Source organism: Marivita sp. NO-S04 (genome assembly GCF_059070475.1).
Genome location: NZ_CM180980.1, coordinates 820,753 through 843,031, shown reverse-complemented (window position 1 = coordinate 843,031; position 22,279 = coordinate 820,753). Strand labels below are relative to the sequence as shown.

21 protein-coding genes are annotated in these 22,279 nt (G+C 60.7%); 4 read left to right on the top strand and 17 right to left on the bottom strand.

From position 1 onward, the window contains the following. The first annotated feature begins 88 nt into the window (after positions 1-88). Positions 89-631, top strand: a complete 543-nt coding sequence (locus ACK3EW_RS04420) for an anthrone oxygenase family protein (RefSeq protein ID WP_493808616.1) — start codon at positions 89-91, stop codon at positions 629-631. Here the strand turns inward: ACK3EW_RS04420 and recN are convergent. The 15 genes from recN to ftsW form a co-directional block, all read right to left on the bottom strand. Then, on the bottom strand, positions 628-2,280 hold the full coding sequence (gene recN / locus ACK3EW_RS04415) for a DNA repair protein RecN (RefSeq protein WP_493808615.1): 1,653 nt from the start codon (positions 2,278-2,280) through the stop codon (positions 628-630). The two genes, ACK3EW_RS04420 and recN, sit on opposite strands and share 4 nt — an antisense overlap. Positions 2,281-2,321: 41 nt before the next feature. After that, positions 2,322-3,176: an outer membrane protein assembly factor BamD gene (locus ACK3EW_RS04410; RefSeq protein ID WP_439119573.1), complete on the bottom strand. Its 855-nt coding sequence runs from the start codon at positions 3,174-3,176 to the stop codon at positions 2,322-2,324. A 158-nt stretch (positions 3,177-3,334) separates the two neighbouring features. Continuing rightward, positions 3,335-4,255 carry a UDP-3-O-acyl-N-acetylglucosamine deacetylase gene (lpxC, locus tag ACK3EW_RS04405; RefSeq protein WP_493808614.1) on the bottom strand — a complete coding sequence of 307 codons (921 nt, stop codon included), beginning with the start codon at positions 4,253-4,255 and terminating at the stop codon, positions 3,335-3,337. A gap of 213 nt (positions 4,256-4,468) precedes the next feature. Continuing rightward, positions 4,469-6,088 (bottom strand): cell division protein FtsZ, encoded by a 1,620-nt coding sequence (gene ftsZ / locus ACK3EW_RS04400; protein ID WP_493808613.1) that lies wholly within the window; start codon positions 6,086-6,088, stop codon positions 4,469-4,471. 174 nt (positions 6,089-6,262) lie between these two features. After that, positions 6,263-7,597 carry a cell division protein FtsA gene (ftsA, locus tag ACK3EW_RS04395; RefSeq protein WP_493808612.1) on the bottom strand — a complete coding sequence of 445 codons (1,335 nt, stop codon included), beginning with the start codon at positions 7,595-7,597 and terminating at the stop codon, positions 6,263-6,265. Between the two features lie 5 nt (positions 7,598-7,602). Further along, a complete protein-coding gene (locus ACK3EW_RS04390) occupies positions 7,603-8,469 on the bottom strand; it encodes a cell division protein FtsQ/DivIB (protein ID WP_493808611.1) in 867 nt (288 codons plus the stop codon). Beyond that, complete coding sequence (locus tag ACK3EW_RS04385; protein WP_493808610.1) at positions 8,457-9,371, bottom strand: D-alanine--D-alanine ligase; 915 nt, start codon at positions 9,369-9,371, stop codon at positions 8,457-8,459. Before ACK3EW_RS04385 ends, ACK3EW_RS04390 begins: the two co-directional genes overlap by 13 nt. A 123-nt stretch (positions 9,372-9,494) precedes the next feature. After that, positions 9,495-10,427 (bottom strand): UDP-N-acetylmuramate dehydrogenase, encoded by a 933-nt coding sequence (murB, locus tag ACK3EW_RS04380; protein WP_493808609.1) that lies wholly within the window; start codon positions 10,425-10,427, stop codon positions 9,495-9,497. Positions 10,428-10,466: 39 nt separating this feature from the next. Further along, positions 10,467-10,727 (bottom strand): DUF2484 family protein, encoded by a 261-nt coding sequence (locus tag ACK3EW_RS04375; RefSeq protein ID WP_493808608.1) that lies wholly within the window; start codon positions 10,725-10,727, stop codon positions 10,467-10,469. Beyond that, positions 10,724-11,017: a DUF2484 family protein gene (locus ACK3EW_RS04370; protein ID WP_493808607.1), complete on the bottom strand. Its 294-nt coding sequence runs from the start codon at positions 11,015-11,017 to the stop codon at positions 10,724-10,726. Before ACK3EW_RS04370 ends, ACK3EW_RS04375 begins: the two co-directional genes overlap by 4 nt. Positions 11,018-11,130: 113 nt before the next feature. Beyond that, the gene (locus tag ACK3EW_RS04365; protein ID WP_493808606.1) at positions 11,131-12,234 is read right to left on the bottom strand and encodes a flavin monoamine oxidase family protein; all 1,104 of its coding nucleotides are present in this window, start codon (positions 12,232-12,234) and stop codon (positions 11,131-11,133) included. Beyond that, positions 12,186-12,854, bottom strand: a complete 669-nt coding sequence (locus ACK3EW_RS04360; RefSeq protein WP_493808605.1) for a cupin domain-containing protein — start codon at positions 12,852-12,854, stop codon at positions 12,186-12,188. Before ACK3EW_RS04360 ends, ACK3EW_RS04365 begins: the two co-directional genes overlap by 49 nt. Before the next feature lie 191 nt (positions 12,855-13,045). Beyond that, entirely contained in the window at positions 13,046-14,443 is a 1,398-nt protein-coding gene (gene murC / locus ACK3EW_RS04355) for a UDP-N-acetylmuramate--L-alanine ligase (RefSeq protein WP_493808604.1), read from the bottom strand. Beyond that, positions 14,440-15,558 (bottom strand): UDP-N-acetylglucosamine--N-acetylmuramyl-(pentapeptide) pyrophosphoryl-undecaprenol N-acetylglucosamine transferase, encoded by a 1,119-nt coding sequence (locus tag ACK3EW_RS04350; protein ID WP_493808603.1) that lies wholly within the window; start codon positions 15,556-15,558, stop codon positions 14,440-14,442. The genes murC and ACK3EW_RS04350 overlap by 4 nt, the downstream gene beginning before the upstream one ends. Positions 15,559-15,647: 89 nt before the next feature. Beyond that, a complete protein-coding gene (ftsW, locus tag ACK3EW_RS04345) occupies positions 15,648-16,814 on the bottom strand; it encodes a putative lipid II flippase FtsW (protein WP_493808602.1) in 1,167 nt (388 codons plus the stop codon). Positions 16,815-16,956: 142 nt separating this feature from the next. Here ftsW and ACK3EW_RS04340 point away from each other — a divergent pair, with 142 nt between their 5' ends. The 3 genes from ACK3EW_RS04340 to ACK3EW_RS04330 all read left to right on the top strand — a co-directional run bounded on the left by ACK3EW_RS04340 (position 16,957) and on the right by ACK3EW_RS04330 (position 19,500). Next, a complete protein-coding gene (locus ACK3EW_RS04340; RefSeq protein ID WP_493808601.1) occupies positions 16,957-18,138 on the top strand; it encodes a BaiN/RdsA family NAD(P)/FAD-dependent oxidoreductase in 1,182 nt (393 codons plus the stop codon). Between the two features lie 382 nt (positions 18,139-18,520). Then, positions 18,521-18,829: a hypothetical protein gene (locus ACK3EW_RS04335; protein ID WP_493808600.1), complete on the top strand. Its 309-nt coding sequence runs from the start codon at positions 18,521-18,523 to the stop codon at positions 18,827-18,829. After that, the gene (locus tag ACK3EW_RS04330) at positions 18,826-19,500 is read left to right on the top strand and encodes a hypothetical protein (RefSeq protein ID WP_493808599.1); all 675 of its coding nucleotides are present in this window, start codon (positions 18,826-18,828) and stop codon (positions 19,498-19,500) included. The genes ACK3EW_RS04335 and ACK3EW_RS04330 overlap by 4 nt, the downstream gene beginning before the upstream one ends. On the opposite strand, the gene murD is transcribed toward ACK3EW_RS04330, so the two are convergent. Together murD and hisD are read right to left on the bottom strand one after the other, a co-directional pair. Then, a complete protein-coding gene (gene murD / locus ACK3EW_RS04325) occupies positions 19,497-20,897 on the bottom strand; it encodes a UDP-N-acetylmuramoyl-L-alanine--D-glutamate ligase (protein WP_493808598.1) in 1,401 nt (466 codons plus the stop codon). The two genes, ACK3EW_RS04330 and murD, sit on opposite strands and share 4 nt — an antisense overlap. A 60-nt stretch (positions 20,898-20,957) precedes the next feature. Continuing rightward, positions 20,958-22,259 (bottom strand): histidinol dehydrogenase, encoded by a 1,302-nt coding sequence (gene hisD / locus ACK3EW_RS04320; protein ID WP_493808597.1) that lies wholly within the window; start codon positions 22,257-22,259, stop codon positions 20,958-20,960. Positions 22,260-22,279: the final 20 nt, after the last annotated feature.

The window sequence follows — 22,279 nt, the reverse complement described above, 5'->3', positions numbered from 1 at the left end:
TTGGAAAAAACAGTTGACTCATATTCGTAATCAAATGTACGGATTTGTAAAGGCGTACACAAAATTACGGATTTGAAAGGAAACTGACATGACCCCCCTTCCCGCCGCCTATGCCGTCCCGGCCCCGCAAGTTTCTGCTGTTGCAGATCTTGCAACCCGCATTGCCGGCCTGCTGTCTGTTGTCTTCAGCGGCGCGATTTTCGGGTTCTTTTATGCGTGGGTCTGTTCGACCATGTGGGGGCTGGATGCGACGGACCCTCGGATCGCCATTCAGGCCATGCAGGCCATGAACGGATCGGTGCGCAACGCGGTCTTTGCCCCCGCGTTTTTCGGCACACCCTTCGTTTTGTGGATTGCGGCGCTTCTGGCATGGCGCACCCTGCGCAACCGCGCAGCTTTGGCCTTTGCGCTGGGTGGACTGATCTATGCGGCCGGAGGGTTGATCCTGACCATGACGAACAACGTGCCGATGAACGAAGCATTGGGCCTGTTGACCGTACCCACGGATATTGATGCCGCGCGCGCGATCTGGGTGGAGTATTCCGGAACATGGCAGGTCTATAACGTGATGCGCACCGTCTTCAGTGGGCTCACGCTAGCGCTCGCCGGATACGGAATGATGCGCCTCTAACCCGCCAAGAGCGCCCGCGCCGCCGCGCGGGCCTCGTCTGTGATGGTATCGCCGGCGAGCATGCGGGCGATCTCGCCTTCCCGCGCAGGTGTATCCAATGGCACCACGGTCGAGGTAGTCTGCTCGTCCGCAACGCGCTTTTCCACCCGCCAGTGATGGGCGCCAAGGGCCGCGACCTGCGGCGAATGGGTGACGACAAGAACCTGCCCACCTTCGGCCAACGCGGACAAACGACGTCCTACCGCGTCGGCAGTGGCCCCGCCAACACCGCGATCGATCTCGTCGAAGATCATCGTCAGCCCGGCATCGCGCTGTTCCGACAGACACACCTTGAGCGCCAGCAGAAATCGGCTGAGTTCACCACCAGAGGCGATCTTGCCAATCGGACCCGCGGGTGCGCCGGGATTGGTTGCAACCGTGAAGGCGACTGCGTCGCTGCCATCCGCTCCGGCAGATGCGGCGGAAAGATCGGTTACGAAAACCGCACGCTCCATCTTGAGTGGCGCAAGTTCGGCACAAACGGCCGCGTCCAACCGCTTGGCCGCCGCGACGCGACTGTCGCGCAATGCCATCGCCGCGCTGTCATACGTCGTTTCAGCACTACGCAATTCGGATTGTAAGCGGGCCAGGCGATCGGCGCCGTGATCCAAGGCTGCCAAGCGGTCGCGCAGCGTGTCTGCCAAACCGGCCAAATCATCTGGAGCAACACCATGTTTGCGCGCCTGCGCCCGGAGCGCAAAGAGCCGTTCTTCAGTTGCCTCAAGTTCGTGCGGATCGAATTCAAGCGACTCGAGCGTTGCTGTCACGCCGCGCGCTGCCTCGTCCAGTTCGGCCATCGCTCTGGCAAGGGCGGCAAGCGGATCGTCCAAACGCCCGTCGGCAGCTTCGCTGACCCCTTCAAGCCAGCGCAGCGCGTCCGATAACGCGCCTTCGGCCCCGTCCTGCCCCATCACCTGTGCAGCGCGGGCAATGTCATCACGGATGCGTTCGGAGGCCTGCATCATGCGGCGGCGCGCGTCGAGGTCCGCATCTTCACCGGGCTCGGGGGACAGCTTGTCCAACTCGCCCACCGAATGGCGCAGGAATTCTTCCTCGGCCTGTGCCGCTTTGTAAGCTGCTTCCGCTTCGGCCAGCGCCTTGCGAGCCTTAGACAGTGTATTCCATGCCGATTTTACTGCCGCAAGCAGATCGTCATGCCCGGCAAACTCATCCAAAAGCGCACGGTGCCCTTTGGGGTTCAGCAGCCCTCGGTCGTCGTGCTGGCCGTGAAGTTCAACAAGCGTGTCCGACAACGCGCGGAGCATTTCGCCCGTCACACGCCGATCATTGACCCAACCGGTCTTGCGACCATCGGCGGTATTCACGCGGCGCAGGATCAATTCGTCCGCATCCTCGAACCCGGCTTCGGCCAGAACACCATGCGCCGGGTGGCCTTTAGGCAGATCGAAAACCGCTGTCACTTCGCCCTGCTCTGCCCCGCTGCGCACCAGTTCAGCGCGCCCGCGCCAGCCCAGCACAAACCCAAGACTGTCGAGCAGAATCGACTTGCCGGCCCCGGTTTCTCCGGTCAGCACATTGAGACCGGATTGGAACTCAAGCTCCAACCGATCAATGATCAGCATGTCCCGTATTTCAAGCGTGCGCAGCATTCTGTGCAACCGGGTGCGTTGTCAGACGCACCGCCCCCCGATCAAAGCCACTGACCCTTGACCATCTGGCGATAGATTTGCCGCAGCCAATTGTCTCCGGTCGCCTTCAGTTCAAGCCCACGGCCTGTCAGCAGTTTGAAGCTGTCTTCGTACCAATCTGTGGACTGGTAGTTGTAGCCCAGAATGGCCCCAGCTGTCTGTGCTTCATCGGTCAGGCCCAATGACAGATACGCCTCAACCAGACGGTGCAACGCTTCGGCGGTGTGAGTTGTGGTTTGGAAATCCTCGACCACGACTCGGAAGCGGTTGATCGCGGCCGCATGATGTTCGCGGCGCAGGTAATAGCGCCCGATTTCCATTTCCTTGGCAGCGAGATGGTCAAACGCCAAATCGAACTTGAGCACCGAGGACCGCGCGTATTCGCTGTCGGGGTAGCGTTCGATCACGGTGCGCAAGGCCTGCAACGCCTGGAATGTCAGACCCTGATCGCGACCCACTTCCTCGATCTGGTCGTAATAGCTGAGCGCGAGAAGATACTGCGCGTAGGCCGCATCTTCGTCGGTCGGATAAAAGTCGATATACCGCTGAGCGGCAGAGCGGCTGTTCTCGTAATCCTTGTTCTGGTGATGGGCGAAGGCCTGCATGATCACAGCACGTTTTGCCAATTCCGAATAAGGATAGAGACGTTCGACTTCGGAGAAATAGAACGCGGCATCTTCGGGATCGCTGCGATCCAGTTCGAATTCGCCCCGTTCAAAGATCTGTTCGGCGGTAAAATTCTCGATCGGCACACCACCGGGGCCGAAGCCCGGACGTTCGCCATCGCTGCACGCCGTCAGCGTCACCACCAAGAGCCCCGCTCCGATCACAGCTCTTGCGCTTCTGCCCGCTGCCATGCCCGTCACCTTCGTTAAACCGCCGTGGCTATATGTGCCACTTGCCTGTCTTTGGTCCTAGCACATTAAATCGGAAGGCAAAACGCCTTTAGGCACACAAGCGATCACGCGTCAGCGCAAGCTGGTTGTGCGGCATAATGCATGTGCTGAGGCAGCGGTCAGGCAACCGCCGGAATTTCGCGCGCCGATACGCCAGCCCCCGGCAAACGAGCCGCCAAAACTGCATCGCATTCGCGGATGCGGTAGCCGTCCGGTGTGGCGAACAGTTCGCGCAAAAGCATGTTCGTCAGGGTGTGCCCCGCTTTGTGGCCTTCGTAATGAGCCAGCATCGGCGCGCCTGCCAAAGCGAGATCGCCAAGCGCATCCAACATCTTGTGGCGTACAGCCTCGTCGAGGTGACGTAGACCACCCGGACTGAGAACGGCATCGCCATCGACAACCACGGCGTTTTCCATCGTACCGCCAAGTGCCTTGCCGACGGCGCGCATCGCATCGACATCGGACGCCCGGCAGAAAGTACGGCTGTCACTGAGTTCACGGACAAATGTGCCATTGGCAAGGTTGAGCGACTTGCTTTGTTTACCAATGGCCCGGTCGGAGAAGTCGATGTGGAAATCCATCGTCAGGCCTTCACCCGGCCCCAGGCGCGCCCAGCCCTGTGCTGTATGCACTTCAATCCTACCCAACACCTCGATCACCCTGATGGGTGCGCGCATTTGTTTGACGCCAGCAGCCAGAATGCTGCGCACGAAAGGCAGTGCACTGCCGTCAAGAACGGGGGCTTCCGGGCCATCGATCCGAACCAGAGCGTTGTGCACACCGCACCCAGCCAAAGCTGCCATGACATGTTCGATGGTTGAGACTGAGACACCTGCCTCGTTTACGATCTTGGTGCAGAGCGGCGAATGTTCGGCAAAGTCGAACAAGGCTGGAATCCGTGCATTGCCCAAACGAATATCCGCGCGCTCGAACACGATGCCATGATCAGACGGCGCCGGGCAGATCGACATGTTGACCGGACGACCGGTGTGCAGGCCGATGCCCGAAAAACGGACTGTGGAGTGAACAGTTGTCTGCAAATGATCCTCAACAAAATACGCCGGCACCCCCATGCGACGTTTCAAGATGGGTGATACTCGCTGACCTATCTGGTCTCAAATCAAAGATTGTAACGGGCTGAAACAAGCGCCCAAAAGATATCGGCGGATTCTCGCCTGAGTACGCAATATATTGTTTCTCAACAAAAAACGCCCCCGGAACCGGGAGCGTTTCGAAAGCGATTCTTCGCTTTTTTAGTTTGCCTGACGCCGCAGGAAAGCCGGGATCTCGATCCGCTCCTGATCTTCATCCGCGTCCTGAGACGGTGCGCGCGCCGGAGCGGCACCGCTGGATTGGACAGGCGGTTGCGCTGTGCGACGCACGGGAGCTTCGGCCTGCTGACCATGACCAGTCATCCGATTGATCAACGAATTGATGCCAAAACGGGGGCGTTCACTGTCTGCTGGCTCTTGCTCGACCTGCATGTTCGGGCGGGCGCCCGGTGCGGGGCGGGCACGTGATGCCGCGGCTTGCAAACGTGCCAGCGCTTCGGCGCTCGGGGTGCCAGGAGCCGGGGCACGCGGTGCAACGAACTGTTCAGGATCGGCTTCGATGCTGTCTTCGCGCGGATTGAATTCAGCCACCTGCGGACGGTAGGCAGGCATCGGCAGGCCATCGTCGTCGACGGCCTCGGTCTGCACGCGTTCGCCCTCAAACAAGGTTTCCATCTGCTCTTCAGCCGCTTCACGCTCGGCATCGAACAGCGACGGCTCGTGTGCCGTGCGGGCCGCAATCGGCTCGGGCTTGGGTTCTGCGCGCTCGGCGTGCTGGATTTCCTCGACACGTGTGGTCTGGGTCAGCGGCGTTGCGAGAGACCGGCGCGGCACCGGAACTTCGGTGTGTACATCAACGGCGTCGATGCCGGTTGCGACTACGCTGACACGCATCATGCCCTCCATGCTGTCATCCAGCGTCGAGCCAACGATGATGTTTGCGTCCTGATCCACTTCTTCGCGGATGCGGTTTGCTGCTTCGTCGAGTTCGAACAGGGTAAGGTCGTGACCACCGGTGATGTTGATGAGAACACCCTTCGCGCCACGCAGGCTGATTTCGTCCAGCAGCGGGTTCGCGATGGCCTTTTCGGCAGCCTGAATGGCGCGATCTTCGCCCTCGGCCTCGCCGGTGCCCATCATCGCCTTGCCCATTTCGTCCATCACTGCACGCACGTCAGCAAAGTCGAGGTTGATCAGACCCGGACGGACCATCAGGTCAGTCACACCCTTCACACCCTGATACAGAACGTCGTCTGCCATCGAAAACGCTTCGGTAAAGGTGGTCTTTTCGTTGGCCAAACGGAACAGGTTTTGGTTTGGAATGATGATCAGCGTATCAACGACCTTTTGCAGCGCCTCGACGCCATCCTCGGCCTGCATCATCCGCTTGTTGCCTTCGAACTGGAACGGCTTGGTCACAACACCAACAGTCAGAACACCCAACTCACGGGCCGCCTGTGCGATGATCGGTGCCGCACCTGTCCCGGTGCCGCCACCCATCCCCGCCGTGATGAAGCACATGTGCGCCCCGGCAAGGTGATCAACGATTTGCTCGATGCTTTCTTCCGCAGCCGCGGCGCCTACTGTCGCGCGGGCGCCAGCGCCCAGACCCTCGGTCACTTTGACGCCCAGCTGGATGCGGCTGGCCGAACGGCTTTGCTGCAGGGCCTGCGCATCTGTGTTGGCCACCACGAAATCGACGCCCTCAAGGGACTTGTCGATCATGTTGTTGACCGCGTTTCCGCCTGCACCGCCTACACCGAACACGGTGATGCGGGGTTTCAATTCTTCCTGTCCGGGCACCGAAAGGTTCAATGTCATTTGTTTGTCCGCCTGCTGTCTCAGCCCCATTTCGGGACGTTTTCTGCACCTGTTTCTACAATTATTACCGGGCAATCACCCAAACGTCACGTAAAAACCGTAGTTTAGCACCAAATGTGCCGCTACTTGCCACCCCCCTACGCGGGATTTTGCCGAAAGCTCAACATCTTGCGGTCACCAGTTATCGCGGAACCATTTTACTGCACGCTGCAAGGATCGTGCCGGATAGCGGTCTACGGGGATCTCAAAGTCCCACCATTCGTCCTGCGGATTGGCCGCAAATAGACACAAACCGACCGCACTGGCGAATCCCGGACCGGTTGCGGCCTGTGGCAAACCGTGTACCCGCATGGGCCGTCCAAGGCGCACTTGCTGGCCGAGGATCTTGGTTGCCAGACCGTCCAGACCAGGGATTTGGCTGGCTCCGCCAGTAAGTACGATTTGCTGGCTTGGGAGGTGTTCGAAACCGGCTGCATCCAGCCGCGCACGGACCTCTTCAAGGATTTCTTCGACGCGCGGACGCATAATGCCGATCAGTTCGGCACGGCTGACGGACCGACGGTCATGATGCCAGTCGCCCGTGTCGCCACCGATTTCGATCATGTCACGGTCGTCCATCCCGGTTGCCACGACACCGCCATGAAAGGTCTTGATCCGTTCGGCCACGGCCATCGGAACCTGCAATCCCATCGAAATATCGCTGGTCACATGATCACCGCCCATACGCACGGCGTCCGCGTAAATCATGTGCTTTTTCATGAAGATAGACAGGCCAGTTGATCCACCACCCATGTCGATACAGGCGGCGCCAAGCTCTTGTTCATCCTCGACCAGTGCCGACACGCCCGAAACATAGCCAGAGCTTGCGATACCCGCCAATTCGAGGTCACAGCGCTTCATGCAATGCGCGAGGTTCTGGATCGCCAAGGCATCAACCGTGAGCATATGCATGTCGACAGCCAATTCCTGCCCGATCTGGCCCCGTGGATCGATCAAGCCGCTGCGATGATCGAGGGCAAAGTTCACCGGCTGCGCATGCAGAACCTCGCGTCCATGACCGAACTCGGGGACATCACAGGCCGACAGCACACGCGCGACATCTTGTTCATCCACCGTGGTGCCTGCGACATCGACCCGCCCGGCAAGCCCATAGCTGCGCGGATCAGCACCGGCGAAACAGGCGATCACATGATCAACGCGAATCTGCGCCATCTTCTGCGCCGCCTGCACCGCGGTGCGGATGGCGCGTTCGGTTTCACCCATCGAATCGATTTCGCCAAAGCGCACACCGCGAGACCGCGTCGTCGCAGCGCCGATCACCCGAAAGCCGGATTGACCAGCCAACGATCCGATGCTGTCGGTTTCGATGACGCGGTCCGTTCCATCGAACCGCAACACAAGACACGCGATCTTGGAGCTGCCGATGTCGAGAATGGCAATCACCCCTCTCTGCATCGCCGCCTTGCGCATGTTGCGCATCGCCCGCTGTGACTCGTAAAGCTCGATCATTCTTACTATTCCCCTGCCTCGATCGCCCGGATGCGGATGAGTTCCTGCACCGCTCCGTCTGTCATTCTAAGTGTTGGCAGGTTCGGCAGTCGCAGATCGACTGCGACGAGGTCCCGTTCCAGCATGTCGACCGCCTGATCCATGGCGATCACCCGTTCCAGCGCCTGTACCGCTTCGATTTCCGGCAAAAGGATGCGCTGCTCGCGGTCAAGCACCACGTCCCACCGCCGCTCCCCCATCCGCACAAGTCCCCGCAAACGCGCGGAAAGCGGCTCTGCGGCCGCCACGAGGTCCAGTGCTTCGATGACGTTCTTGTCTGCACCATCGCCAACGATCAACGGCAACTCGGGCCAATCAGCCCTTACGAAAGCGGGGCCGACCAACACACCCTCGACATCCAAAAGCTGCAAGCCCTGCTCGTTTCGCCACAGCACCACTGGGATTCGTTCAACCACGTCGACTTGCAGTACATTGCCCTGACGCACGTAAAGTCGGGCGGATTTGACCGGATCGAGCGACACCACAACTTCACGCATCGCTTCAAGATCGAGGTCGAAGGAACTGATCGGAAAGTCCAAAGGCAACATCTGTCGGATGCCATCCGAGACAATCTCGCTCGCACCATCCACCACCATCATGTTGACCATGAACTCCGGGCGGCTTTCCACTTGCGAACGCAAGTCGGCATAGGTGTCGATGATCTTCATCCGGTTGTCATCGACCGACAGCCACCAGCTTGCGATTCCGAAGGTCAAAAGACAGGGCAGCCCGAACCGTAACACCAGCCGGAACAGCGGCGTCAGCATCAGCCGTTCCATGCGGTACTTCAGGCGCGACGGCGCCGGATCGGGGCGCGCGGTCATCTGTGACATGATGCGTCCTCAACGATCCAACGGCACAATGCACCGAAACTCATACCCGTATGCGCCGCCTGTTCCGGTGTCAGCGATGTCGGTGTCATGCCGGGCTGTGTGTTGGTCTCAAGCAGGATCAAACCAGCCAGCCCTTTGCTTTCGTCCCAGCGGAAATCCGTGCGGCTGACACCTTTGCACCCCAGCGCGTTGTGCGCGCGAACGGCATAATCGAGGCACGCCGCCGTGATCTCGTCTGGAACAGCGGCAGGCAGCACATGGCGCGACCCGCCGGGTTTGTACTTGGCGTCGTAGTCATACCAGCCGTCGGTCAGAATGTCGGTCACGCACAGCGCCCGATCCCCGACCACGGTCGTCGTCAATTCGCGGCCCGGCGCAAAGGCTTCGACCATCACAGTCTCGGGCATGTCGTCCGACAGTTGCGGCGGATCGTTCACGCCTTCGCTGACAAGATACACCCCGACGGATGACCCCTCGTTGAAGGGTTTGACCACGTAAGGCGGCGCCATCACGTGGCGCTCGTTCACCTCATCCCGCGCGGCAAGAACGCTGTCCACCACTGGCAAACCATGGCGGCGATAGACATCCTTGGTCCGCTCTTTGTCCATGGCCAAAGCCGAGGCGAGGACTCCGGAATGTGTGTAAGGAATGCCCAACCATTCAAGCAGGCCTTGCACACAGCCGTCTTCGCCCCAACGACCGTGAAGCGCGTTGAAACAGACATCTGGAGAAAGGCTGGTCAATACGGATGCGAGATCACGGCCCGCATCGACCTCGTGAACCTCGAATCCTTCGTCCCGCAAAGCGGCGGCGCATTCACGCCCTGTCGATAAGGACACCTCGCGTTCGGCCGAGGGGCCACCCATCAATACTGCCACTTTCGGGTTTGCCCTGCTCGACATACCCAAAACCGCCTCAAATCATGGGGGTTTGCCCCCATTTCTGCCTGGGGCTGTACCCCTTTTTATGTTGTGCAACCTGCCCGGCGCACCGCCTTCACCTGCAAGGGTTTATCCCTCGTCCGGTCACGTCCTGTCAGCCACCGGCTCACCAACGCGTTTGATTTCCCATTCTAACTCTATTCCAGAGTGCAAGAAAACCTTTTTTTGCACCTCTTCGCCCAATCCTTCAAGGTCCGCCGCCGTGGCACCACCGGTGTTGACCAGAAAGTTCGAATGCTTGGGCGACATCTGGGCCCCACCCCGCGTAGCCCCCCGCATCCCAGCATCGTCAATCACCTTCCACGCCTTCAGGTCATGCACATCGTCGGCTTTGCCAGTCGAAGAAAACCCTGCCGGATTGCGAAACGTGCTGCCTGCGGTGCGATCCTTTGTGGGCTGGGTTGCATCGCGTTTGGCCAGTTGGTCTTCCATCCGCTCATGCAGCGCTGCGGGATCGCCGAGTTGGCCCTCGAACACTGCTTCGATCACAACCGCACCTTCGGGTAAAACGCTTGATCGATAGGACAAATGCAGGTCCGAGGCCGGAAACGTCACCATGTCGCCGGTGCGCAAAACCGCACGCACCTCGACCAGATGATCGGCGACATATGACCCATAACAGCCCGCGTTCATACACACAGCGCCCCCGATGGCACCGGGGATGGTGCGCAGGAAAGTCAGATCCACCCCTGCATCAGCGGCCTTGCGCGCCACATGGGCATCAAGCGCAGCCGCACCTGCTGTCACGCGTGTTTCGTCGATGGAAATGCCGGTGAATCCGCGCCCCAAGCGGATCACCACCGCCCGCAAACCGCCGTCGCGGACGATCAGGTTCGATCCGACGCCCATGGGAAAGACATGCACGTCTTTGGAAAGGTCACGGAGGAAATCGGAGAGATCATCCGCATCCATAGGTTGGAACAGCCAGTCTGCCGGCCCGCCCACGCGCAGCCAAGTCAGGTCGGACAAAACTTTGTTGGGGGTCAATGTACCCCGAACGTCAGGAAGAGTGCTCATGCTCCGCGTTTTGCCCAAAGGGGTGCGGCACGTAAAGCCTCATTCCGCGCGGCGCGACACCGCCCGCAGAAGCCACGCGATAAAGTAGCGCAAAGGCCAACGGAACACGCTCAGCATGGCCAAGGTAAAGACCAGACCCCAGATGACCCCGTCAGACAGATAGACCCAGACAAGGATCGGGGCCCCCAAAGCCATCAGCCCATAAGCCCGACGCCAATGATTGTCGCGCGACGGAAGTGCGGCAAGGATCGCCGCGAGGATGATCCAGCAGCAGGCTGCACTAAGGGAATAGCTCATCATAGGGGGTGCTCCTCCTTGGGCCTTGTCAGGCGTGTCCAGAAATATCGTAACGGATTGCGGTACATCGACGCGAAGGCCAGCAGCGCCGCAAAGGCCGCCCAAAAACCGATGGCCCGTGCGATCAGAACGATCAGAATAGGTGCTGCGAGCAACAACAGCACGCCCGGCACATATTGCGACCGCAGAGGCAGCATCGCGACCATGACAGACGCAAAAACCCAACCAAGGGAAAGCCACAGCACCATGCCGTCAATGATCCGTCCAGTGTTCCATTTTGGTTCGGTACACACGGTTTCGGGCCAAATCACGACCCGAAAACGGTGAAGCCAAGGAATTTACATGTGGGACAGGCCGGTTGAGGTCGACTGACACCATAGATTCGTTGATGCATGCACCCCGCTCTTTAGCGCACAGGTGTCGCCAGAACCCAACCTGCCGCCTCTTCGGCCGCCGCCAGCGCGCCTTCCAGATAGCCACCCATCTCGGGAGCCAGCTCGCTTGACGCGAAAAGAATGCGGCTGTCCCGCGTCGGCACCAGAGCCGCAGGCCGTCCATAGGCCGGATGGTGGGACAATGGTGTCTGGTCGGCCGCCACCGCCGTCAACGCCTCTTCAGCCCAATCGGTGTAGAACACCTCCACCGGGGACGCAGCATCCGGCCCGAACAGCCGCCCCAATTGCGCCACGGCCGCGGCGATCACCGCCTCCCGTTGGCCTGCACGCGCCCCGGCGGGCACACCCAGAAAACCGAACAGCGCCCCGCCGGTATCGGCGCTGGCATCGTGGATTTCCGCCAATGGGCCAAGCTGGCTCGACGCATCGCCCGAAAGCCCGTCGTGCCGCCAAAACGGGGTGTCATATACGGCGACAAATTTGGCATGTCCCGCCATCCAGGTCGGAATATTGTGCAAGGCAGACTGCACCGGCGTCGGCAAGTCTGGCGTGATGTGCAACCCCGCCGCAACCCGTGGCGGCACAGCCAGCACGATCTGATCAAAGACCTGTTGATTGCCATCGTCGAATCCCAGAACGCCGTCCGCGGAAACCGACCGCACTTCGCGGCCTGTCTCGACACAACTCTCTGGCAACTGCGCGGCCAAAGCGCGGACAATGGCACCCATGCCACCCCGCACCCGCAATGAGCCCTGCATCGAGGCAAAGCCGCGATCCCGGATCACCGCGCCTTGGGCGGTTTCAAAAAGCTGTGCGCCATCGGCGAATTGCGGAAAGACCTCCAACCCCAAATCCTGCACCATCGACGCCATCCGCGGCTGCCCCGGCCAGAACCAAGACGGACCAAGATCGAACCACTGCGTCCCGATGCGGACCGTCGAGATCCGTCCGCCCAACCGATCGCGCCCTTCGAACAGGCGAACCGCACGCCCTGCAGCGTGCACCCTATGTGCAAGCGCCAGCCCGGTGAGCCCACCGCCAACAATCGCCACTGTCCCCGCCAAAGTCAGACCATCGGCGCTTGGGCAAAGGGCAAATGGCCGGTCTTCATCCAAAGCCGTGCGCCTTTTGGCCCTGCCGTCGCACGCAAAGGCGCACCGTCCGGCAGGCGCAGCCAAGACCATCTCACAAGATCGTCCGCGCCCTCATGCACCCTGCCGTCCAGCACAAGAACTTCGATGCCACCGGCCGTGTCCTCGGTCAACACGGCGCCCGGTTCAAGCACGTGGTATGACACAACCTCACGCTCATCGCGGTGCAGCTCGGCCCGCGCGATACCATCCTGAACCGCTCCAAGCTGCGCGTCCATGTCCATCCGAAACTGGGTGCGATCCTCCAGATCGAATTGCCAGAGCTTGACGAAGATGGTGCACCCCTCTGCCGCGCCGGGCGTGTGCGAGGTCGTCGGCGGATTGCGCACATAGGTGCCCGCCGGGTAGTCGCCATGCTCGTCCTGAAACACACCCTCTAGCACCAAAAACTCTTCGCCGCCGGTGTGCGTATGGGCCGAAAACGCGCTGCCCGGAGCGTAGCGGACAATCGACGTCGCCCGTGCAACCTCGTCACCGATCCGGTCGAGCATGCGCCGATCCACCCCCGGCATGGGCGATGCGATCCAAGGCGCGTTCCTAGCGTGAACCACCACCCGTTTGGCGAAATCCGCATTCAGATCCATCGTGTCGCTCCTAAAGCAAAAAGATCACGCCGAGTGGTAGCCACATCCAGCGCGCAAGGAAACCCAACGCCCCCATCCAGGCTGGTTCGACAAACACCTCTTGGTCACGCCGCAGGACTAAGGGGTAGCGCACCGGTTTTCGGTCAACCGAAAACGAGGATGCGTCGACGCATCCTCCCCCCGACCCACATCTATCTTGCCAACCGCTCCGGCAGGCCGTTGGCCCAGGTCGAAATCGTACCTGCCCCAAGACAGACCACCATATCCCCCGGACGCGCCTGTTCGCGGACCAGCCGTTCCAGATCGTCCTCGTTCAGGATGGCGCGGGCGTGCCGGTGACCATGGCGGATCAAACCGGCCACCAGATCATCGCGTGACGCGCCTTCGATGGGGTCTTCTCCCGCCGAAAAGACCTCGGCAATCGCCACCACATCCGCCTCGTTGAAACAGGCGCAAAAATCCTCAAAGAGGCTCGACAAGCGGGTGTAGCGGTGCGGCTGGTGCACCGCAATGACCCGGCCTTCTGAGGCCTGCCGCGCCGCTTTCAAAACAGCGGCAATCTCGACCGGGTGGTGGCCGTAATCGTCAATGATGGTTACGCCGTTCCATTCGCCCACCTTTGTAAAGCGACGGTTCACACCGCCAAAGGCCGCGAGCGCCTGCCGGATTTCGTCTTTCTTCATGCCCAGATGCCGCGCCACGGCAACTGCGGACAGGGCGTTCGACACGTTGTGATCGCCGGGCATCGGCAAAGTGCAGCCGTCGATGCTGTCATCTTCGGCCTGAAGCGCGATGTCGAAATGCGCCACGCCTTTTTCATATCGCAGGTTCACCGCCCGCACATCCGCCTGCGCGTTGAAGCCATAGGTCACGACACGCCGATCGGTGACCTTGCCCACAAGACGCTGCACCTCTTCATGATCGGTGCAGCACACGGCGATGCCGTAGAACGGGATGTTCGACACGAAGTCCTGAAACCCCTGCCGCAGTCGGTCGAAATCACCCCAATGTTCCATGTGTTCGGGGTCGATATTGGTGACGATCCCGATGGTTGCAGGCAGACGGTTGAACGATCCGTCACTCTCGTCGGCCTCGACCACCATCCATTCTCCCTGCCCCATCCGCGCGTTGGAGCCGTAGGCGTGGATAACGCCGCCATTGATCACAGTCGGATCGAACCCCCCGGCCACCATCAACTCGGCCATCATCGTGGTTGTGGTTGTCTTGCCATGCGTACCGGCAATCGCGATGTTCGACTTGAGCCGCATCAATTCGGCCAACATATCGGCACGGCGCACCACAGGAAGCCCGCGTAGACGCGCTTCGTCCAGTTCAGGATTGCCCGGCTTGATCGCGGTAGAGACAACCACCACTTCGGCCCCATCAAGGTTCTCGGCCCGCTGGCCCTCGAAGATGCGCGCGCCCAGATCGGCCAGACGGTTGGTGATCTTGGAGGCCTTCAGATCCGACCCCTGCACCGTGTAGCCCAAGTTCACCAAGACTTCGGCAATGCCCGACATGCCGATACCGCCGATGCCGACGAAATGGATGGCCCCGATATCGACGGGCAATTTGGTGGCGGCGTTCATTCGGTCTGTCCTTCTGGGGTCTGTGGTGTTTGGCCTGCCAACATCTCGACCAGCGCGGCAAGGTCTTGCGCGGCATCCGGTTTAGCCTGCGACAGTGCGGCTTGTGACATGTGCAACGCCGCTTGGGGGTTTTGCAAAACCGCGACGATCTGTTTGGCCAGACTGTCGACGTTCAGCTTGCTTTCGGGAATGCGGATCGCTGCACCGGCCTCGACCAATCCGCGCGCATTGGCGCTCTGATGATCGCCGGTGGCCGCGGCATACGGCACGAGGATCGACGGCCTCCCGATCACCGAAATGTCAGCGACACTCGACGCACCCGAGCGCGAGATCACAAGCTGTGCTTCAGTCATCCGTTTTGGCACATCGGTGAAAAAAGGCTGCACATCGGCGTTGACGCCTTGTTCGGCATAGTAGCTCGCGACGCGCTCTGCATCCTCATCCCGCGCCTGATGGCTGACGCGCAGGTGTTGCAGGGTCTCAAGCGGCAACGACGCAATCGCGGGCGGCACCACGTCCGACAGAATGCGCGCGCCCTGACTGCCGCCGATTACGAGGATCGACATCGGATAATCGCCGGGCGTGATATAGGCCGCCCCCGCACGGTCTTTCACGGCAAGCCGCACGGGATTGCCCACATGCACACCTTCAACACCTTCAGGCAGCGTCGTCGGCCATGTTCCACAAGCGACCCGGTCCACACGCTTGGCGAAGAGCGCGTTCACCCGACCCAGCACCCCGTTCTGTTCGTGGATCATCCTAGGCCGCCGCAGCACCCATGCGGCACCCAACGCAGGGATGGACGGATAACCGCCGAACCCGACCACCACGTCAGGCCGGTCGCGCAACATCCGCCACGACATCGAGAGCACGCCACCCAGCACGCGCAGGGGAACCAGCGCCTTCGCGACGATTCCACCCCGCGCAAAGGTCGCGCTGGCCACCTGTTCGATCTCGGTCGAATGTGGAAAACCGCCCGTGTACCGCGCGCCGCGCGCGTCGGTCGACAGCTTCACACGCCAGCCCCGGCGCAGCATGACCTCTGCCAGCGCCTGTGCCGGAAACATGTGACCGCCGGTCCCTCCGGCTGCAATGACAAGATAAGGTTTGCGCATAAGTCCCCCGCCCAAGGATTGAAGGACAGAGACCTGCCAAAGAGGCGTTTGTCAACAAACCAAGGGGCGATTCACCCCATATACGGGGATTATCGCAGCCGTCCTCGCAAGATATCGCCGATTTCGCCCTGTGGCCTGCTGCGTGTGAAGGCCAAAAGCATGCCAACGGCAATGCCCCCCGCAATCAGGGACGACCCGCCATAGCTCACGAATGGCAAGGTCATACCTTTGGCCGGCAAAAGCCGCACCGCGACCCCCATGTTGATCATGGCCTGCACACCGAACATGCAGGCAAGCCCTGTGCCCGCCAGCCGGATAAACGGATCACGTTCGCGCATCAGCCGCAGCAGCGACCGCACCACGATGGTCGCGTAAAGCGCAATGATGATGAGGACAAGAACAAGCCCGTATTCTTCGGCGGCAACGGCGATGATGAAATCCGTATGGGCATCCGGCAGCGACCACTTCACCTGCCCCTCGCCCACACCAACACCCAGAAACCCGCCTTCGCGGATCGCGTTGGTGGCGTAACCCAGCTGCGTGGTCGGATCGACCTCGGGACTAAGAAAGCCGTCGATGCGACGGGCAAAGTGCTCGGAATTCTGGTAGGCGACAGTGCCGCCCAGCACCACAAATCCGGCAAGGATCATCAGCAACAACATCGGCGCACCGGCCACGAAATACATCACGCCCCAACCGAACAGCACCAGACAGGCCTGACCGAAGTCAGGTTGCAGCGCCAGCATGAGAACAATGCTGATGGTGATGGCAAAAGACAGCGTCTTGCCCGGCGGGCCGCCCAGATCCTGACTGGCGGCAAGAAACCACGCGGTCACGATCACGAAGGTGGGCTTGAGGAATTCTGACGGTTGCAACGACGCAAAGCCCAGCGAATACCAGCGCACCGCGCCCTTGCCGAAATCGGTTCCGAAGAAGGGCAGTAAAGCCAAAGCGATAAAGGCCGCGGCAAACCCCAAAACAGCCAATCGGCGCACGACGATGGGGCCAAGCATCGAGACAAAGATCATCACTCCCAGCGCCAGCCCACCGAATACAGCCTGCCGCTGGACATAGTGGAACGGCGCGAAGCCGTTGCGCTCTGCCAAGGGCGGAGACGCCGCCAGCCCCAGCAAGATGCCGATGCCGAACAGGATCAGAATGCAGGACAATGACCATTTGTCGACCGTGCGCCACCACTTCGGCAACACAGGTTCCCCCGCGCGGCTTGGGACCGTGCCATAGACCATCTCTGTCATGGTTTCACCGCTATTTCTGCCTCGAACGCCCGTGTTTTCCCGAGCCTTTGGGACACTCTAACCGATATGATTCCCTCGATCCAGAGGAATGATTCGCGCAACCGGACTTGAATAAGGACCAATTCCGTGATGGGTGCGCGTCATGCAGGTGGACACTCTCATTCTTGGCGCTGGCGCGGCTGGCATGATGTGCGCGGCACATGCGGGATCGTCGACGCTGATCATCGACCATGCCAAGGCAGCGGGCGAGAAGATCCGCATCTCGGGCGGTGGGCGCTGCAATTTCACCAACATGTACACCGATCCGGCTCGGTTTCTGGGGCAGAACCCGCATTTCCACAAATCCGCGCTCAGCCGGTACACCCAGTGGGATTTCCTTGACCTCGTGAGCCGTCACAAGATCGCGTGGCACGAAAAGACGCTCGGGCAGTTGTTCTGCGACGACAAGGCGACCCAGATCATCGAGATGCTGCGTGCCGAGATGGCGCAGGCCGGGGCCGAACTTTGGCTGCAAACCTCGCTTGTGGACCTGAGCCATGACGGATCGCGTTTCAGCGCGCAGATCGAACGCGAGGGCAAACGCCACAGCGTCACTTCGCGCAATCTTGTGCTGGCCACAGGCGGCAAATCGATCCCCAAGATGGGCGCAACGGGTCTGGCCTATGACATTGCACGTCAGTTCGGCCATACCATCACCGACACCCGCCCTGCCCTTGTTCCGCTGACCTTCTCGGATCAACGCTTCGCAGCCATTTCCGGCGTGTCGACCCCGGTGATTGCGCAGGCCAACGGCACGGCGTTTGAGGAAGCGCTGCTTTTTACTCACCGCGGCCTCAGTGGACCCGCGGTGCTGCAGATCTCAAGCTATTGGGCCGAAGGGGATGCGATCCGCGTGAACCTGCTGCCACATCATGATCTGGTGACCACGCTCAAGTCAGCCCGTCAGAACCAAGGCAAACGCAATGTGACCACCACCTTGGCCGAGGTGCTGCCCGAGCGCTTGGTGACCCATCTTGCCGCCGACATGCCCTTGGGCGGAAATGTCGGTGACCTGTCGGACAAGCGTATCGACGAGATCACAGGCACCCTGCGTGACTGGGCGCTGACCCCCACGGGCAGCGAAGGCTATCGCACCGCCGAAGTGACATTGGGCGGGATCAGCACGGACCGGATCGACAGTAAGACGATGATGTCGCGCGATGTGCCGGGGCTTTATATGATTGGCGAAGCAGTGGATGTAACCGGCTGGTTGGGCGGCTATAATTTCCAGTGGGCGTGGAGTTCCAGCGTTGCAGCGGGACTGGCGGTTACAAAACAGACTTGAAGTTTTACAAGACTTTTACAATTTGAGGGGATGCCAGCCAATCCTGCGATCCCTTCCTCTCCCCTAGCCATTCTGCGCGGACCATTCCGTGATGTTGCGAACTATCTGTCTGGTGGTGGGAATTTTCCGCGCGCGCAGGAACGGATCTGGATCAACCCATCACAACTGACCCGCATCTACACGCGCAACCCGGCAGAGACACCGGATTACAAACGGCGACATTCGGGCATGGTTCTGGCAGGAGATTGGGACCAATGCACAGAACCTCTGGATCAATCGTGGAAAATTGCAGCCTGCCTTGCGCATTTCAGGGATGGTGTGCCGTGGCTCGAAACGGGCGTCTACGACCGAATGCAAGAAATGATCGACACGCGCGGCCCGTTTGACAGTTGCGCAAGCATGGCTGACATTGTCGCGCGTTACGAAAAAAATAGACGCGCTTTATTTTGAAATTCGCGAAAATGGCTTTCGTGACGAAACCGTTCACCGGTTTGGCACTCCGCGTTTGCCAGAAGGTGTGTATGTCCATCTTGATCGCCACGGCCAGCCGATATTCGGGGCCATAGGCAACCACCGCCTCGGTATTGCGCGTGCCTTGGGTCTGACGCGCATTCCGGCGCAGCTGGGTGTGGTGCATCCCGGCGCGGTCGAAACAAACGCCTTGGCCAAGTGGCGCAGCGCCAAGGCATGAAAGATGTAAAACGGGCGATATCTGCCGGTGTTCCGGGCAAAGTGGTGCGCGATGTGGTCAACCGCTGGCGGTTTGGCCCTGATGCGCCGCAAAGCGACGAACTGATCTGGATTCGCCCCCTTCATGTGACCGACTTTTATCGCGCCGACCCCGCCAATGGCGCACCTCGGTTTCGGCGTCGGCACTCGGGTATGGTGGCCAGTGGTGACTGGGACATGTCCCGCAAACCGTTGACCAGCCAGATCAAGCTAGACAGCATCCGCGATCATTTCGAACGCGGTGTGCCGTGGCATCAAACCGATATCTTTTCCTGGATGCTCAAGCGACTCGACAAAGAAGGCGTCGTTGACGGATTTTCGAGCCGCGAAGAATTGATCGCGCGCTATGAAGGGCTCGACCGGATTTACGATGAGGCAAAGCGCACCGGAGCGCTTCGGCCCCATGGCAGCGTGAACCAGACGCGCCGCGAACATGGCGGTATTCTTGTGCACACCGCCCGCGACGGCACGCCATTGCGCGATGGCGGCGGCATGCACCGCTTTGCGATTGCCTATATTCTTGGGCTCGAGAAGATCCCGGCACAATTGGGCGTGATCCACGCCGACGCGGTACATGCAGGGCTGATGCAAGACCTGCGCACACCGCCCGGCGGAATTGCTACCACGGCTTAGCCTATCAAAGCCTGCACCCGCGCGGCAAAATCCTCACCGCGTTTTTCGAAGCTGTCATACTGGTCAAAGCTTGCCGCGGCAGGGGCCAACAACACGATGTCCCCCGGTTCGGCTTCAGCCGCAGCGCGGGCAACGGCCACCTCCATCGTGCCACAGGCCTCTGTTTCGACCCCGGTCAACTGCACCGCAAATCCATCCGCCTCGCGCCCGATGACATAGGCTTTACGAACATGCTCAAAACCGGGAGCCAAACCATCAAGGCCGCCCTCTTTTTGCAGCCCGCCGCAAATCCAGCGAATATTCTGAAACGCCTGCAACGCCTTAAGCGCGGAATCCACGTTCGTGGCCTTGCTGTCATTGACGAAGGTCACGCCGTTTTTCTCGCCGATGATCTGGCTGCGATGTGGTAGTCCGCCAAAGGACTTCATCGCGGCTTCGATCTGACGCGGCGCGAGGCCCAGCGCGCGGGTCGCGGCATAGGCCGCACAAGCGTTCTGATGGTTGTGCGCACCCGGCAGTCCCTTGATCTCGCGCAGGTCGATCGAGCCCACCTGTTTGCCCTTGCGCCATTCGGTCAGGAACCCCTTGCGCGCATAGACGTGCCAACCCGGTCCGGTCAGCTTTTGACCCGACGAGATACGGATCACCCGATCATCCCCCGGCCCTTCGGCCAGCTGGTTGGCGATGTACAGCCCTTCGTTTTCGTCCACGCCAATCACCGCGCGGTCCGGCCCGCCTTCGGCAAACAGCCTGCGTTTGGCGGCGAAATAACCGCCCAGTCCGGCATGCCGGTCAAGATGATCCGGCGACAGATTGGTGAACACAGCCACGTCCGGCGTCAGCGCGCGCGCGAGATCGGTCTGGTAGCTGGACAGTTCCAGCACAACCACATCGCCATCCCCCGGCGGATCAATGTCCAGCACGCCGCGCCCGATATTGCCCGCCAACTGGCTGGTGCGCCCCGCCTCTTCCAGAACGTGATGGATCAGAGCCGAGGTGGTAGATTTGCCGTTCGATCCGGTCACCGCGATCACGCGCGGGGCGGTGTCGAACTCGTCCCATTCACCTGTCGCCAAGGACCGGAAGAACAGCCCGATATCGTTGTCCACCGGCACACCTGCCGCCCAAGCCTTGGCGATCACAGGGTTCGGTGTCGGGTACAGATGGGGAATGCCGGGGCTGACGATCAGGCAGGCAATGGAATCAAAGGCGCCGTCGCGGGTGAGTTCGCGGATCTCGAACCCTTCGGCCTCGGCGGCCTCGCGGGCTTTGGGGTTGTCATCCCAGCAAACCGCCGTGGCCCCACCTTCGCGCAAGGCACGCGCCGCCGACAGGCCGGACCGGCCCAAACCCAACACGGCCACCTGATGGCCTTCAAAGCCCTGAACGGGGATCATTGCGCACCTCTGCTGCTGTCTTGGCACAACCGCTATCGCATCTGTGCGTGACGGGAAAGATCAGCCGTTCAGCTTGCGCAGACGTGCCGTCACCGACAGCCCATGCGCCTCGAGCGATTCCGACCGCGCCAGCGTTTCTGCCGCCGGACCAATCGCCCGCAATGCTTCGGGTGACATTTTCGCCAAGGTTGTCCGCTTGAGGAAATCCAGCACCGACAGGCCCGAGGAGAACCGTGCCGACCGTGCTGTCGGCAGAACGTGGTTCGGGCCACCGACATAATCGCCGATGGCTTCAGGCGTCCATTGTCCAAGGAAGATCGCGCCTGCGTGAGTGATCTTGGCAGACAAAGCGTCAGGATCATCAACGCAAAGCTCAAGATGCTCTGGCGCAATCCGATCACAAAGCTCCGCCGCCTCGTCCAGATCGCGCACGGTGATCACTGCGCCAAAGTCGCGCCAGCTTGCCCCAGCAATCGCGCGGCGCTCAAGCGTTTCAAGGCGCTTTTCGACAGCGTTCGCCACGGCCTGACCAAAGGCGGCATCGGTTGTGATCAACAGCGATTGCGCGGATTCGTCATGTTCGGCCTGAGACATCAGGTCCAAAGCGATCCAGTCCGGGTCATTCTCGCCATCCGCAATGACCAAAATCTCGGACGGCCCCGCGATCATGTCGATACCCACCTTGCCAAACACCCGCCGTTTCGCTGCAGCGACAAAGGCGTTGCCCGGCCCAGTTATCTTGTCCACTGGCGCAATGCTTTCGGTTCCATAGGCGAGCGCCGCAACCGCCTGCGCGCCGCCTATGCGGTAAACTTCGTCCACCCCGGCAATGCGGCAGGCCATCATCACCAACGGGTTGATGATCCCATCGGGCGTCGGCACCGTAACAGCAAGCCGTCCAACGCCCGCCACCTTGGCCGGAACCGCGTTCATCAGGACCGAGGACGGGTAACTGGCCAGACCGCCGGGCACATAGAGCCCAGCCGCCGACACAGGCGTCCAGCGCCAGCCCAAAGTGGCCCCCTGTTCGTCGGTCCACATCTCGTCGTTGGGGATTTGCCGCGTGTGATAAGCGCGAATACGTTCCGCCGCCGTTTCCAGCGCCGCGCGCTCGGCTTCCGGCACCTTGGCGATCTCGGCATCAATTTCGGCCTCGGACACGCGCATTTGAGTGGCGGTCAGATCCAACCGATCGAACTTGGCCGTCAATTCCAGCACCGCCGCATCGCCACGCTTGCGCACATCGGCAATGATGCCCGCCACGATGTCGTCCACATCCGGGCTATCCTCGCGCTTGGCATTGAGGATCGCGGTAAAGCGCGAGTCGAAATCGGCATCTAGCGTAGACAGAAATTGCGGCATTGCGCCCTCCGGATCAGCAG

Bases quoted from the DNA above. Each gene is read 5' to 3' on its own strand.
- ACK3EW_RS04420 (WP_493808616.1), top strand. From the start codon at position 89: ATGACCCCCCTTCCCGCCGCCTATGCCGTCCCGGCCCCGCAAGTTTCT.
- recN (WP_493808615.1), bottom strand. From the start codon at position 2,280: ATGCTGCGCACGCTTGAAATACGGGACATGCTGATCATTGATCGGTTG.
- ACK3EW_RS04410 (WP_439119573.1), bottom strand. From the start codon at position 3,176: ATGGCAGCGGGCAGAAGCGCAAGAGCTGTGATCGGAGCGGGGCTCTTG.
- ftsZ (WP_493808613.1), bottom strand. From the start codon at position 6,088: ATGACATTGAACCTTTCGGTGCCCGGACAGGAAGAATTGAAACCCCGC.
- ftsA (WP_493808612.1), bottom strand. From the start codon at position 7,597: ATGATCGAGCTTTACGAGTCACAGCGGGCGATGCGCAACATGCGCAAG.
- ACK3EW_RS04390 (WP_493808611.1), bottom strand. From the start codon at position 8,469: ATGTCACAGATGACCGCGCGCCCCGATCCGGCGCCGTCGCGCCTGAAG.
- ACK3EW_RS04385 (WP_493808610.1), bottom strand. From the start codon at position 9,371: ATGTCGAGCAGGGCAAACCCGAAAGTGGCAGTATTGATGGGTGGCCCC.
- murB (WP_493808609.1), bottom strand. From the start codon at position 10,427: ATGAGCACTCTTCCTGACGTTCGGGGTACATTGACCCCCAACAAAGTT.
- ACK3EW_RS04375 (WP_493808608.1), bottom strand. From the start codon at position 10,727: ATGATGAGCTATTCCCTTAGTGCAGCCTGCTGCTGGATCATCCTCGCG.
- ACK3EW_RS04360 (WP_493808605.1), bottom strand. From the start codon at position 12,854: ATGGATCTGAATGCGGATTTCGCCAAACGGGTGGTGGTTCACGCTAGG.
- murC (WP_493808604.1), bottom strand. From the start codon at position 14,443: ATGAACGCCGCCACCAAATTGCCCGTCGATATCGGGGCCATCCATTTC.
- ACK3EW_RS04350 (WP_493808603.1), bottom strand. From the start codon at position 15,558: ATGCGCAAACCTTATCTTGTCATTGCAGCCGGAGGGACCGGCGGTCAC.
- ftsW (WP_493808602.1), bottom strand. From the start codon at position 16,814: ATGACAGAGATGGTCTATGGCACGGTCCCAAGCCGCGCGGGGGAACCT.
- ACK3EW_RS04340 (WP_493808601.1), top strand. From the start codon at position 16,957: ATGCAGGTGGACACTCTCATTCTTGGCGCTGGCGCGGCTGGCATGATG.
- ACK3EW_RS04330 (WP_493808599.1), top strand. From the start codon at position 18,826: ATGAAAGATGTAAAACGGGCGATATCTGCCGGTGTTCCGGGCAAAGTG.
- murD (WP_493808598.1), bottom strand. From the start codon at position 20,897: ATGATCCCCGTTCAGGGCTTTGAAGGCCATCAGGTGGCCGTGTTGGGT.
- hisD (WP_493808597.1), bottom strand. From the start codon at position 22,259: ATGCCGCAATTTCTGTCTACGCTAGATGCCGATTTCGACTCGCGCTTT.